We start from the raw sequence: 13,053 nt of genomic DNA on the forward strand, positions 1-13,053 counted from the left end.
CTCAAGCATTGATGTACGTCAACCATTTAAATACTGTTTGCGCTGCTATTATGCGATGAATAAAAGTCTGCATGGGCGATCGGCGCCCTTTCGTTAATCTGCAGTTCACCTTTATCCAACAAATATGAACACTTTAGTTAATCTGACGGACACCTTGAGTCAACCGCCAGCCCTTTTTGGCGTGCTAGTCTCCCGCTGTGCTTATCGACGACACCGCGCTCACCCGCCGCATCCCCGCCATCCGAGAAACCGCCCCGGGACGCAACGTGGCAGCGCCACTGCTCTACACCCTGATGGGCTTTGTTCTGCTGCGCTCAGCGTTCATGCTGCCTCTGGTCAATCCGGGAACGGACTTCACTCCGATCTGGACAGCAGCGAACGAGTACTTTGCAGGCGAGCCGGTGTTCAACTCGGACTACACCATCGATATGCCGCACTATCTGTACAGTCCTGCAGGCACCGTGTTGATTTCGCCGGTGGCCTTGTTCCCCACGGAATCAATGGCGCGGGCAGCGATGGCGTATTTGGGCGCGGCTTGCATCATCGGTGCGATCGCCTTGGCATCCTGGATGGCCGCTCCGCGCTGGTTCCACTACGCGTTCCCACTGACGGTCAGCTTCTTCTTCGTCACCCCGGAGCCAATCCGTTGGACACTCGCGCTGACGAATATCAACGGGTTCATGCTGCTGCTCGAGGTCCTGTTTGTCTGGTTGTCTCTGCGTCTCCAGTCGCAGGGCGCGGGATGGCTGGGACATTTCAACCGGCCTGAAGCCTGGTTTGCGGGCGCGGTGGCTGGAATCGCTGTGTCTATCAAGCCGCAATTCGGTGTCCTGTTCATCGTGTCGCTGGCCTACTTCCAGGTCGCGGTGGTCGTCATTGCAGCCCTGGTAGCTGCGGCCCTGTTCACTTTCGGGTGGTTCACCATTGCGCAGCCAGAGCTGTTTTTCACCAACCTCGTCCCCTACCTCAGTGAGCCGCGGCCCCGTTTCAACGGTTCGATCGGCGGACTCGGAATCGTGCTCGGATGGTCGGATGCAACGGTGACGGCGCTGACGGTGCTGACGCTCGTGGGAACGCTGGCGGCCGTCGTCACGCTGTGGCGCTGGAAGGAAGTGGACCCGGTGATGTTCAGCTTCACCGCGGTTGCGGTGTGCTTCGCCGGCGGATTCATGGTCAGCGGCTTGATGCAGAACTACTACGCCATCTGGTTCATCCCGTTTGTGCTCACCGTGTGCCGCCCCCATTCCCCCATGCACTGGCCCGTCACGGTCTTGGCGCTGCTCTTCGTGGTCGCGAATCCTCTCTGGCCCGCGACCGGCAACGCCGCATTCGACGAGATGGTCATTCACATGCCGGGGTTTATGTTCATGACCCTGCCGTTCATCATCGCTGCATGGGGTCTTGTCGCGCGAGCATCTGCCCCGGCGACGCGAAAGCGTCCCGCTCACTCGCGATGACCATCCGGTCGATCTCGTCGAGCACCGCGTCCACGTCTGCCGGGTTGTAGCGCCGCTCCCGGCGCGCTTGCTGCATCTCAGCGGTTGCGGCTTCAAGCGCGATTCGTTGCATCTCAGCGGCAGCTTGCCGCGCTTGGGCAAACGCTTTTCGACGCTCCTTTGAACCCTCCGGGTCCACATCCCTCTTCTCTGCCATGAGGTTCAGCCACTCCTGAACCATGTCGTAGGCTTCGGGCGCGTACTCCGGGCCATGTCGTTGCACAGCCTTGCGGGCCGCGACGTACACCCGCTGATTGAGTTCGGCGTTCACCCGGTCGCCTTGCGCGTCCGGACCGGAGTCCAGGTCGAGCTTGCCCACCAGCCACGGCAGAAGCAGGCCGGGAATGACCATGGTGAACGTGAGGACACTGAGTGCGATGACGGAGAACTCGTGGTGGTACTGGGTTGTTCCGGCGGGAACGGACAGCACGAGCGCCAAGGTGACCAAGCCGCGCATGCCGGCCCAGGTCATGAGCAGCACTTCCTGCAAGCGCAACGGCGCCACGTCAGTGCGGTTCATGCGTTTCTTGATCATGTAGAGCACCCACATGCAGGCGAAACGCACGACGAAAGCGACGGCGGAGAGCACGAGCCCGATGAGGATGGCTTCCATGACTTTGGTCCCCGCGTCGTCGATCGCGTCACGCACGCTCATACCGATCAGGCCGAAGGCTACACCGGTGAACAGCAACTCCACTGTCTCCCAGAATGATTGGCCGGAGAGGCGGTCCTCGGCGGTGAGTGATGCGCGCGACGACATCTCGACGGCGGCGATCACGATGGCGATCACGCCCGAAGCGTGAACTTCCTCGGCCGCAACGTAAATGGCGAATGGGAGCACCCATGTGAAGGCGGTGCGGATGACGGAATCGGGGACGTTGTTGAGGAACATCGCCGCCAAGCGGCCGACCACCAGACCGATGATGACGGCGGCAGCGGCGGAGTAGAGGAATTTCAGGAACCCCTCGCCGAAGTCCACCTCACCCCCGGCAACGAGGGCGGCGAGCGCTACGTTGAACGCGACGATGGAAGCCGCGTCGTTGAACAATCCCTCCGTCTGAAGTGTGCCGGTGATGCGTTTCGGAATGCCTGCGGGGCCAGCGACGGCATCGACAGCCACCGGGTCGGGCGGCGCGATCGCCGCTGCCAGCACCATCGCTCCCGCGAGACCGATGCCGGGCATGAGCCACATTGCTGTCGCCGTCAGCGCCGCAACAGTGAGGAAGACCAGCACCACCGACATCACGAGCACGACGTGCACCTGCGCGCGGATCATGGCCCAACTCGTGCGGCGGGCCAACGACCACAACAACGGCGGTAGGAAGACCGGCAGGATCAGCTCGGTGTCCAAGCTGACCGTCTCAATGCCGGGAATGAACAGCACCGGAGCGACTGCGATGGTGAGCAGCGCAGGCCACGGCAAACCTGTTCGCTCGCCGATGGAGGCGACGAGAGCAGTGGCAAGGAGGAGGCCGATGACGGCGAGGAAGACAGTCACGGGGCAATCGTAGCTAAGCCACCGGACATTCTTTGTTGCTGCAGGTCTGCCGCGACGATACTAGGAAGCTAAACGCCGAGGATCAAACGCAAACCTGCGCGGAGGTCGCCGACAACCCGATCTGCCTCCGAAGCGGGCGCCACCAGATTGTCGATGGTCAGGCCGTTCACCAGCGCCGTGATCAGCCGCGCTTTGCGCTCGGCATGGTCACTGTCGCCCAACACCTCCACGACTGCTTTCTGGAAGTCGCGGAGGACCTGACCGTAGAGGTCGGCTATCCATTCACGCGTCACCGAGGCGGAACCGTAGGTGACCCAGATCGTGGCGTCCTCCTGGCGCTCGCCACCGAGGGGGAGGAGCTCGGAGAGCCGGACGACCCAGGCCTCGAATGCATCGTCGGGCACGTGTGCCGCATTCACGCGGGCTGTCTGCCTCTGGATGGAGCGGATGAACGCGTGCGCCAGCAGGATCTCCTTGTTCGGGGCATGGTACTGCACGGATCCCGCGGCGAATCCTGACTCCTTGGCCACCTCGCGCACGCTGACTGCGTCGAGGCCACGTGACGCGATGATCCGGATGGTCGCATCCGCAACGGCAGCGGACGATTCCGAGAACTGGTGGTCCAACGAGAAATTGTTCATGGTTGCACACCAGCTTAGCCTGCCGTACGTTCGTAAGGGTCCCTTACGTTCGTACGACACAGAAGGTTCCCGCCATGCAGACCCTCCTTCCGCTCATTGGCTTGGCTCTGCTCGACAGCTTGAGCATCGGCACCCTGGTCATTCCGTTGGCTCTCATTCTCGTGTGGCGCAGCGTGCGCGTACCCGCACTCGCCACGTACCTCCTCACCGTCGCGGCGGTGTATTTCGCTCTTGGAGTGGCCATGCTCCTCGGGTTCACCGGCCTCAGCTCTTATGTAGAGCGAATCACCGATACCCCCGTCTTTCCGTGGATCACACTGATCCTCGGCGCGCTTCTAGCCATCTACGGAATCTTCGCACCCGACCCAGTCAAACCTGCACCGGGTGAGCTGCCGAAACAGTTGAACAAGCCCATCCACACCAGCGTGCCCAAGATGATCGCCTTGGGGCTCGGAGCCTCGCTGACGGAAGCGGCGACAATGCTTCCCTACATTGCAGCTATGGGAATCATCAGCGACTGGGATACGCCCATTGCAGGACAGGTAGCGGCCATCGCCGCGTACTGCGGCATCATGGTCGCGCCGACAGTAATCCTTGCGGCGATCGCCCTCGTAGCGGGACAGAGATTCTTCCCCCGCCTTGAAAAGGCCGTCCCCCGCCTTCAGTACGAGGCCAAGGTGACGCTGCTGTGGATCGCGGCGATCGTCGGCATCTACATGGTGGCCAACAGCGTGGGCGCTATCCGCTAGTGCCCGCGCGGCTGGTCGATGGCCTTGCCGTCCTCGAAGTAGGGGCGGACGTGGTTGTCAAAGACGGACAGGGCGGCGCCGATGGCCATGTGCATGTCCAGGTACTGGTAGGTGCCCAGACGGCCGCCAAAAAGGACCTTGTTGTCGCGGGATTCGGCGGCGGCGAGGCGTCGATAAGCTTCTAGCTTCGCGCGGTCTTCCGGGGTGTTGATCGGGTAGTAGACCTCGTCGTCGTCCTCGGCGAAGCGGCTGTACTCCTTGACGATGACGGTCTTGTCGTCGCCGTAGTCGCGCTCGGGGTGGAAGTGGCGGAACTCGTGGATGCGCGTGTACGGGACGTCAGCGTCGTTGTAGTTCATCACCGGGGTGCCCTGGAAGTCGCCGGTGTCCAGGACTTCCTGCTGGAAGTCGAGGGTGCGCCAGCCGAGGCGGCCCTCCGCATAGTCGAAGTAGCGGTCGAGCGGGCCTGTGTAGACGACGGGGGCCTCCGGGGACTGCGCGCGGAGCTCGTCGCGGACGGAGAACCAATCGGTGTTGAGGCGGACGTCGATAAGCTCGTGCGACGCCATGTTCTCTAGCCAGGCCGCGTACCCGTCGACGGGCAAACCCTCGTACTTGTCGTTGAAGTAGCGGTTGTTGAAGGTGTAGCGCACCGGTAGGCGGGAAATGATCTCCGGCGGCAGGTCCGTGGGATCGGTCTGCCACTGCTTGGCGGTGTAGTGCTTGACAAAGGCGTCGTACAGCGGTTTGCCGATCAGCGCGATGCCGCGCTCCTCCAGGTTCGTGGCCTCGGCCGGGTCCTTGCCTTCGCGCTGCTCCTCGATGAGCGCCTTGGCCTCGTCCGGGCTGTAGTAGCGGCCGAAGAACTGGTTGATCAGGCCCAGGCCCATCGGGAACTGGTACGCCGTGCCGTCGTGCATGGCGAAGACGCGGTGCTGGTAGTCGGTGAAATCGGTGAAGCGGTTGACGTACTCCCACACGCGGTCATTGGAGGTGTGGAAGAGGTGGGCGCCGTACTTGTGCACCTCGATGCCGGTTTCCGGTTCTTTCTCGGAGTAGGCGTTGCCGCCGATGTGCTCCCGCTTTTCGACGACTAGAACTTTCTTGCCCAGCTCAGAAGCTGCCTGCTCGGCGATAGTGAGGCCGAAGAACCCGGATCCGACGACGATGAGGTCATAAGTCATAGGCCTAAGGCTAGCGGGGCGCGGTGGGCGGGTCCGGCGCACACGCGACACGCCACGAAATCACGTTGACACCAGATGTAACATCCGTATCCTAGGATCTAGATTAGTCACAGCTGCCACTATTTACTCAGGAGCGATCACCGTGAAACAACGACGCCGGCTGAATCCGTCTTCTGGCGGGAAGACACCGGTCCTAGCGGCCGTCACCTCCGTCGCGCTCGTGGCCGCAGGAGCATTCGGCGGCAACGAGATCCTCAAAACCCAGGACGTCAGCGGCGGCGACGTGAACGTCACCAGCTCGTCCGCTTCCTTCGGCGACGGCGCAAACGTGGTCGTAGAGGACGCGGCCATCGCCACCCAGGGCGAAGGCGACCAGCCCCGCACCGTCAAGGAATTCACCCGCGACGAAGAATTCTCTATCTTCGGCCTCACATGGACAGGCGAACGCGACATCGCCGCCTACGTCCGCGCCCAGCGTGCCGACGGCACGTGGTCGGAGTGGTACCACATGCAGCCCGAACCTGGTCCGGAAAGATCTGAGATACAAGGCACCGAGCCGATCTACGTGGAACCGACAAAGAAGATCCAGGTCTCCACTGCCAATGTCGACCTCGGTGAGACCAACCTCGATCTGGCGCAGAACGTGACAAACCAGGAAGACATTCCGGCCGTGCCGGACGAGAACCTGCCGGGCACGGACATCGTCGACCTGCCCAACCTGCCCGACCCCAACGCCCCGTCCGCATTGGGTGACCTGCCCCGCGCTCTGCCGTCCAACCTCGGTGACATCGCGCCGGTGGCGGACGTCGAAGAACTGCCTGCAGCCCCGGCGGAGCAGGCCCCGGCTGAGCAGGCTGGCGAAGCCACCAAGGCCGAGGACCTTGAGGCCGTCTTCATCGACGGCGGCGAAGGCACCGTGGACGGCGAGATCGCACCGGCCCAGTCCAACGCCAACGGCATGCCGCGCGTCGTCTCTCGTTCGTCGTGGGGTGCCGGCCGCAGCAGCTCGCCTTACTACACCGAGCCGGTGAAGGCTGCGACAGTGCACCACACCGCAGGCTCCAACAACTACTCCGCCGCACAAGCGCCGGGCGTGGTCCGCGGCATCTGGCAGTACCACGCCATCACCCGCGGCTGGGGCGACATCGGCTACAACGCCCTGGTGGACAAATACGGCAACATCTACGAAGGCCGCGCCGGCGGTCTGGACCGGGCTGTCCAGGGCGCCCACGTCGGCGGCTTTAACGCGCACACGTTCGGTATCTCCATGATGGGCGACTACAGCACGGCCGCGCCGAGCCAGGAAGCCCTCAAGGCCATGGGCGAGATGATTGGCTGGAAGGCCGCAGTGGCCAAGTTCGACCCGACCGGTAGCTCCTACCTGGCCGCCGACTTCAACTTCGGCGGTTCAAAATTTAAGGCTGGCCAGGGCAAGACGTTCCCGAACATCAACGCCCACCGCGACTTCCACTACAACGACTGCCCGGGCGATAACCTCTACGCGCAGATGGGCACCATCCGCAGCTACGCCAAGACGAAATACGACCAAATCAACGGCGGAAACACCTCCGCGTGGAAGCCGGCCGCGCCGCAACCGCAGAACACTGCTCCGGCAGCACCGCAGGCAACCGCCTCTGGCAACAGCGGTGTAGTCAGCGACGACAACGGCACCGTGACGCGGCTCAATAACGTCGCCAACGTCGCGAACCAGATCTCCTTTGAGAAGCTGCTCTCCGGCGACCCGGAAACTATTGCCGCGACCGCTGGAACTGTGGCCGGTGCACTGCTCATGGCTGCGGCAGCAAACGACATGCTGCCGTCCCAGGTGACGCACATCGCTAACCTCGAAGTCCTGCCCGGCATGACGCTGAAGGACATGCGCCCGTTGGTCGGCCAGGCAATCGACATCGTCGGCGATGAGGACACCAAGGCAATGTGGGCCACATTCGAGCCGACGCTGGGCAAGCTCGAAGGCGTGCTGCAAGGCGTCGGCGGGGACCAATACGGGATCTTCGAGAAGGGCATCGCCATACTCACCGGCGAGGGCGATCAGATCGTGATGCCGGAGAAGATCGCCGACGCATGGCTCAAGCAGGGCCTGGATCTAGGGCCGCTCGGCCGCCCAGTCAAGAGCGACGACGCCGCCAATAACGGGGACGTGCGCATCGATTTCGAGCGCGGCTCGATCATGTACGTGGCCAGCACCGAGAATCTGGATGTGAACGTCGATAAGTAATTAAGCGAGATCCAGGGAGCGCGAGACCGCTTCCTCCCACTGCGCGATGAGCCGGTCCCTGTCGGGGCCGGCCATTTCGCTTTTCCAGCTCGTTTCACCGCCCAGGCTCAGCGGTTTATCTGTCAGCCCAGCGCCGACGCACGCGGCGCTGGCGGCGCCCATCACGGTGGTCTCCTTATTGTCAGGGCGGACCACCGCCGCACCGAGGACATCAGCCTGCATCTGCATGAGCAGGTCGTTTCCGGTCATGCCGCCGTCGACACGCAGACTGTCGACGGTGATCCCCGCATCCGCCTCCATGGCGCGCACGACCTCCGATGTCTGCAGGCATGTAGCGTCGAGTGCGGCGCGCGCAATGTGGCGGCGGTCCGTGAACCGTGTGATGCCGGTGATCACACCGCGCGCATCGGGGCGCCACCGCGGGGCGAAGAGACCGGAGAACGCCGGAACGATGACAACACCGGCGGAATCATCCACCTGGGAGGCGAGTTCCTCCGACTCCGCGGCCGATTTCAAGATGCCCAGCTGGTCTCGCAGCCACTGGATCAGTGAGCCACCGACGGCCACGGAGCCCTCGAGAGCGTACACGGGCGGCTTGCCTGCCTCCTGGTAAGCGACTGTGGTAAGCAGGCCGTGCTCGGAGAACTGTGCTTCCTCACCGGTGTTGAGCAGCATGAACAAGCCGGTCCCGTACGTCATTTTCGCGTCGCCCTCACTCAGGCACCCCTGGCCGAACAGTGCTGCCTGCTGGTCGCCGAGGACACCTGTGATCGGCACATCGCGGGTGCCTTTCTTGCGGCGCATGGCACCGAAGGAGCCGAAGCTGGGGCGGATCTCCGGCAGGATGGCGCGCGGTACGCCGATCTCCTCGCACAGGTCCTCGTCCCAGTCGAGAGTCTCCAAATTCATGAGCAACGTACGCGACGCGTTGGTCACGTCGGTAACGTGCTGCACACGGCTGCGGCTGGTGAACAGGTCGAAAACGCCGCTTTTCCTTCCAGTTTGCGCGCCGCCGGTGAGATTCCAGATCAGCCATGTGTCCACTGTGCCCGCGAGCAGCTCGCCTCTCTCCGCGCGCTCGCGGGCACCGTCGACATTGTCCAAAATCCACGCCCACTTCGGTCCGGCCGGATACGAATTAGCCAACAGACCAGTCGTGCGCATGTAGCGGTCCTTCGGCGCGCCTTCCGGGCCAAAGTCCTCGGTGCGGGTGTCCTGCCACACAATCGCGTTGTAGATCGGTCGGCCCGTCTTCTTGTCCCAGATCACGGCCGTTTCGCGCTGATTGGTCAAACCGACGGCGTCGACATCCTCGAGCTCCAAGTCGGCGTCGACCAGAGCCTCCGACAGCGCGCGGCGGGTGTTGCGCCACAGCTGCTTCGGGTCGTGCTCGACCCAGCCTTCGCGCGGCATGATCTGGTCGTGCTCGAACTGAGCGGTGCCCACCACTTCGCCTTCGGCGGTGGTGATGTAGCAGCGGGTAGAGGTCGTGCCTTGGTCGATGGCGGCGATGAACGGCATGGGGGTTATTAAACCCTACGGACTAGAACCATTGCTCGATAACGCGGGCGACCCCGAAGTCATCGTTCGACGCGGTGGTTTGATCGGCGGCATCGTGCACGATGGGGGCGGAGTCTGCCATGGCCACTCCCATTCCGGCCCAGGAGAGCATTTCGATGTCGTTGGGCATGTCGCCGAAAGCGACCACCTGCGACGGATCAATGCGCAGGTCGGCAGCGATGATGGACACGCCGGCCGCCTTATTGATGCCCGGCGCGCTGAATTCGAGCAGCCCATCGTCCATCGAATACGTCACGTGGGCGCGTTCAGGGTCTACGGCGGGCGCGACGACGTCGAAAAGCTCGGCGGACGACATGCCCTCGTGCCGCACGAGAATCTTGGCGGCGGGCACGGAGACGAGCTCATCGACATCCACAACGCCGTAGCCGATATCCCACAGGTCGGTGCTGTAACCAGGGGTGATCAGGAAGCATTCTTCTTCCGGGTCGAACGCGGAGGACCCGACGCGCTCCACGCCGAAACCGAAATTTCCGTGGCCGTCGAGCGCATCCGTCGCTGCCCGCGCAATGTCCGCGAGAGTGTCCGGGGCGAGCTCGTGGCGGTGCAGCACCTCGTCGCGGGACGGATCGTAGACCACCGCGCCATTCGCGCACACGCACATCGGCGTGAACGGCAGTTGGTCGAGCACCGGCGCAAGCCAACGGTGGGGCCGCCCTGTCGCCAACACGACCTTCGTCCCGGTGCGCACGGCACGGGCAAGCGTGTCGCGCAGCCGCGGGCTCACCCGGCCGTTGCTGTCCAGCAACGTTCCGTCGATATCGCTGACAATGAGTTTCGGCGCCATGTCCCCTACCTCCCGTTTTCTAGTTCGGTGTAGTGCGAGCGAGCGGCTGCAAGCAGCTTATCCACGGCCCCTTTCAGCCTCTCTGTCACCTCGCCCGTAGACCCTGTTGTGTCCACCGGAGGGCCAATGTGAGTGACCACCGGCAGGTGTGCACGCCCCATTTCCTTCCTGCCGCTTTTGACCCAGAAGCGCTGCGTCCCCCAAGTCGCAGTAGGGATCAGCGGGGCACCGGAAGCCTGGGCGATGCGGGTCGCGCCGGTCTTGAACTCCTCGAGCTCGAGCGAGGCCGACAGTGTTCCCTCGGGGAAGATGCCGATGAGCTCGCCCTCGTTCAAGCGCTTGACCGCCTCGTCGAGGCTGCCGGCACCGAGCGAACGGTCTACTTCCACATGCCCGACTGCACGGCAGACGGGGCCCATGAGCCAGTGGTCGAAGAGCTCTTTCTTGGCCATGTAGCGGGTCGGGCGGCGCCCGCGCAGCAGCCCCGGCAACGCTCCGGTGATGAAGTCGTAGTAGCCGATGTGGTTGCCGGCGACGATCGCCGGTCCTTCGGCGGGCACGTGCTCGAGGCCGTGGACGTAGAACTTCGCGTCTTGCAACCGCAGCAGCGGAACCACCGTTGCCTTGATGGCGCGGTACATGTATTCGCTGCGCCAACCCGGCTGTTCAGGAGTGACGGGGGCGTCTACCGGCATGTAGAAAACGTGGCTGTCAACGCGGTACCCGTCGGGCGCGGCCATTAGGAACCGTCCTTTGCTTTCCCGGCTTTCTTCTCTTCCTTCTTCCGCTGCTTGTCGGCGCGCTTGCGGGCGAGGATCTCGTTGGCTTCCTCGAGGGTCGGCGCGGAGCCGCCGAGCGATGCCGGCATCCAGTCCAGGCCATCCGGGAACGGCCCGAAGCGCTCCGCGTACTCGACACGGTTGCGCTCTAGCAGTTCCTGCATAACGGCCTTGACCTGCTCGGTATCGCGTTCCGCGTCGCCGGTGGTGGTCACGGGCTCGCCGTAGGAGACGATGATCGGGGTGCGCGACCGGCCGAGGTTCTTCTTCAGGTCTTTGGTGAGCAAGCGTTGGGAGCCCCAGATGACCGTCGGGATCATGGGAACACCGGCCTCGTCGGCGATACGCGCGGCGCCGGTCTTGAACTCGGCGAGCTCGAAGGAGCGGGAAATGGTGGACTCCGGGAAGATGCCCACGAAGCCGCCGCTGCGCAACCACTTCACTGCCTCGGTGATCGACGCGGCACCGGCGGCCCGGTCCACCGGCACGTGCTTCATGCCGCGCATGAGCGAGCCGACCACCTTCATGTCGAAGACCTCTTTCTTGGCCATGAACCTGACCAAGCGGTTGCCGCGCAGATGCGGGCCGATGCCGGCGATGATGAAGTCGTAGTAGCCGGTGTGGTTGATCACGAATAAAGCGCCGCCGTCCGTCGGCACATTCTCCGCTCCGTGAACGTAGAACTGCAGGCCTTGGGCCTGCATGATCTTCTTGAAGCCCCCAATGATGCCCTGGTAAAACCGCTCCTTGGATTCCACCGGGTGCGGTTGCGGGCGCTGGAAATCGTCCGGGACGTTGAACAGGCGGTGGATGCGGCGCATGGTGCTTATCTACCCTTTCTCCGGCGTCAGGATATCTTTGCCCACCCACGGGCGCAGCGCTTCGGGGACGACCACGGAGCCGTCGGCACGCTGGTTGTTCTCCAAGATGGCCACGAGCCAGCGAGTGGTGGCCAGTGTGCCGTTGAGCGTCGCGGCAATCTGTGTCTTGCCGTCGGCGTCGCGGTAACGGGTTCCCAGACGGCGACCCTGGAACGTCGTGCAGTTCGAGGTGGACGTCAGCTCGCGGTAGGTGTCCTGCGAGGGGACCCACGCTTCGGTGTCGAATTTGCGGGCGGCCGAAGAACCGAGGTCGCCGGCTGCGACGTCGATGATGCGGTACGGCACCTCAACTGCGGCGAGCATCTCGCGCTCGAGACCGAGGAGCTTCTGGTGCATCTCCGTCGCGTCTTCCGGCTTGCAGTAAGCGAACATCTCGAGTTTGTCGAACTGGTGGACGCGCAGAATGCCCTTCGTGTCCTTGCCGTAGGAGCCGGCCTCACGCCGGAAGCAGGAGGACCAGCCGGCATACATCAGCGGGCCGTCGGTGAGATCGATGATCTCGTCCTTGTGGTAGCCGGCCAGCGCCACCTCGGAGGTGCCCACGAGGTACATGTCGTCGCGTTCGAGGTAGTAGATCTCCTCGTCGTGCGCGTCGAGAAAGCCGGTGCCCGCCATGATCTCAGGGCGCACAAGCACCGGCGGCACCATGACCTTGAAGCCCGCCTCGCGCGCTTTCTGCGCAGCCAGCATGAGCATGCCCAGCTGCATCCACGCTCCGTCGCCGACGAGGTAGTAGAAGCGTGCGCCGCCGACCTTGGTGCCGCGCTTCATGTCGATGATCCCAAGAGCCTCACCGAGATCCAGGTGGTCCTTCACCTCGAAATCGAATTCCGGGACCTCGCCCACGTGCTCGAGCACAACGAAATCTTCCTCACCGCCGGCAGGGGCACCTTCCACAATGTTGGCAATGCGGTATTGCAGCTTTTCGACGTCTTCTTCTGCCGCCTTCTGCGCCTCCTCCGCCGCCTTGACCTTCTCCTTCAGTTCATTGGAACCTTCCAAGAGAGCGGGGCGGTCCTCGGGAGCAGCCTGGCCGATCTTCTTGCCGAAGGTCTTCTGCTCACCGCGTAACTCATCCGCCTTCTGGATGCTGGCGCGGCGCTCCTCGTCGGCGGCCAGGAGCTGGTCCACCAGCGCCGGGTCTTCGCCGCGGGACTGCTGCGAGGCGCGGGCAACGTCAGGGTTTTCACGCAGAAACTTCAGATCGATCACGGCTACTAACCC

The 13,053-nt window shown here is 63.4% G+C and carries 11 protein-coding genes; 3 read left to right on the forward strand and 8 right to left on the reverse strand.

Annotated features, from left to right (window positions below; translation table 11 throughout):
* Nucleotides 1–197 precede the first annotated feature (197 nt).
* Entirely contained in the window at nucleotides 198–1,457 is a 1,260-nt protein-coding gene (locus QYQ98_RS05375; RefSeq protein ID WP_302005888.1) for a glycosyltransferase family 87 protein, read from the forward strand.
* Here the strand turns inward: QYQ98_RS05375 and QYQ98_RS05380 are convergent.
* Together QYQ98_RS05380 and QYQ98_RS05385 are read right to left on the reverse strand one after the other, a co-directional pair.
* Complete coding sequence (locus QYQ98_RS05380) at nucleotides 1,384–2,994, reverse strand: sodium:proton antiporter (protein WP_302005889.1); 1,611 nt, start codon at nucleotides 2,992–2,994, stop codon at nucleotides 1,384–1,386. The genes QYQ98_RS05375 and QYQ98_RS05380 overlap by 74 nt on opposite strands.
* 68 nt (nucleotides 2,995–3,062) lie before the next feature.
* Nucleotides 3,063–3,635, reverse strand: a complete 573-nt coding sequence (locus QYQ98_RS05385) for a TetR/AcrR family transcriptional regulator (protein ID WP_302005890.1) — start codon at nucleotides 3,633–3,635, stop codon at nucleotides 3,063–3,065.
* A gap of 74 nt (nucleotides 3,636–3,709) precedes the next feature.
* On the opposite strand from QYQ98_RS05385, the gene QYQ98_RS05390 reads away from it, so the two are divergent.
* The gene (locus QYQ98_RS05390) at nucleotides 3,710–4,384 is read left to right on the forward strand and encodes a GAP family protein (RefSeq protein WP_302005891.1); all 675 of its coding nucleotides are present in this window, start codon (nucleotides 3,710–3,712) and stop codon (nucleotides 4,382–4,384) included.
* On the opposite strand, the gene glf is transcribed toward QYQ98_RS05390, so the two are convergent.
* Nucleotides 4,381–5,568 carry a UDP-galactopyranose mutase gene (gene glf, locus QYQ98_RS05395; protein ID WP_302005892.1) on the reverse strand — a complete coding sequence of 396 codons (1,188 nt, stop codon included), beginning with the start codon at nucleotides 5,566–5,568 and terminating at the stop codon, nucleotides 4,381–4,383. The genes QYQ98_RS05390 and glf overlap by 4 nt on opposite strands.
* Before the next feature lie 142 nt (nucleotides 5,569–5,710).
* Between glf and QYQ98_RS05400 the strand changes: the two genes are divergently transcribed.
* Complete coding sequence (locus QYQ98_RS05400; RefSeq protein ID WP_302005893.1) at nucleotides 5,711–7,804, forward strand: N-acetylmuramoyl-L-alanine amidase; 2,094 nt, start codon at nucleotides 5,711–5,713, stop codon at nucleotides 7,802–7,804.
* On the opposite strand, the gene glpK is transcribed toward QYQ98_RS05400, so the two are convergent.
* Genes glpK through serS form a run of 5 tightly spaced genes read right to left on the reverse strand, consistent with a single transcriptional unit; the run spans nucleotide 7,805 to nucleotide 13,041 of the window.
* Nucleotides 7,805–9,325: a glycerol kinase GlpK gene (gene glpK, locus QYQ98_RS05405; protein WP_302005894.1), complete on the reverse strand. Its 1,521-nt coding sequence runs from the start codon at nucleotides 9,323–9,325 to the stop codon at nucleotides 7,805–7,807. It lies immediately after the preceding gene.
* 22 nt (nucleotides 9,326–9,347) lie between these two features.
* Complete coding sequence (locus QYQ98_RS05410) at nucleotides 9,348–10,169, reverse strand: HAD family hydrolase (RefSeq protein WP_302005895.1); 822 nt, start codon at nucleotides 10,167–10,169, stop codon at nucleotides 9,348–9,350.
* A 5-nt stretch (nucleotides 10,170–10,174) separates the two neighbouring features.
* On the reverse strand, nucleotides 10,175–10,909 hold the full coding sequence (locus tag QYQ98_RS05415; RefSeq protein WP_302005896.1) for a 1-acyl-sn-glycerol-3-phosphate acyltransferase: 735 nt from the start codon (nucleotides 10,907–10,909) through the stop codon (nucleotides 10,175–10,177).
* Complete coding sequence (locus tag QYQ98_RS05420; RefSeq protein WP_302005897.1) at nucleotides 10,909–11,769, reverse strand: 1-acyl-sn-glycerol-3-phosphate acyltransferase; 861 nt, start codon at nucleotides 11,767–11,769, stop codon at nucleotides 10,909–10,911. The genes QYQ98_RS05415 and QYQ98_RS05420 overlap by 1 nt, the downstream gene beginning before the upstream one ends.
* A gap of 9 nt (nucleotides 11,770–11,778) precedes the next feature.
* Nucleotides 11,779–13,041: a serine--tRNA ligase gene (gene serS / locus QYQ98_RS05425; RefSeq protein WP_302005898.1), complete on the reverse strand. Its 1,263-nt coding sequence runs from the start codon at nucleotides 13,039–13,041 to the stop codon at nucleotides 11,779–11,781.
* Nucleotides 13,042–13,053: the final 12 nt, after the last annotated feature.

It is taken from the genome of Corynebacterium sp. P3-F1, assembly GCF_030503635.1.
Lineage (GTDB): Bacteria > Actinomycetota > Actinomycetes > Mycobacteriales > Mycobacteriaceae > Corynebacterium.

Bases quoted from the DNA above. Each gene is read 5' to 3' on its own strand.
- glpK (WP_302005894.1), bottom strand. From the start codon at position 9,325: ATGCCGTTCATCGCCGCCATCGACCAAGGCACGACCTCTACCCGCTGC.
- QYQ98_RS05420 (WP_302005897.1), bottom strand. From the start codon at position 11,769: ATGCGCCGCATCCACCGCCTGTTCAACGTCCCGGACGATTTCCAGCGC.
- QYQ98_RS05410 (WP_302005895.1), bottom strand. From the start codon at position 10,169: ATGGCGCCGAAACTCATTGTCAGCGATATCGACGGAACGTTGCTGGAC.
- QYQ98_RS05415 (WP_302005896.1), bottom strand. From the start codon at position 10,909: ATGGCCGCGCCCGACGGGTACCGCGTTGACAGCCACGTTTTCTACATG.
- QYQ98_RS05390 (WP_302005891.1), top strand. From the start codon at position 3,710: ATGCAGACCCTCCTTCCGCTCATTGGCTTGGCTCTGCTCGACAGCTTG.
- QYQ98_RS05385 (WP_302005890.1), bottom strand. From the start codon at position 3,635: ATGAACAATTTCTCGTTGGACCACCAGTTCTCGGAATCGTCCGCTGCC.
- glf (WP_302005892.1), bottom strand. From the start codon at position 5,568: ATGACTTATGACCTCATCGTCGTCGGATCCGGGTTCTTCGGCCTCACT.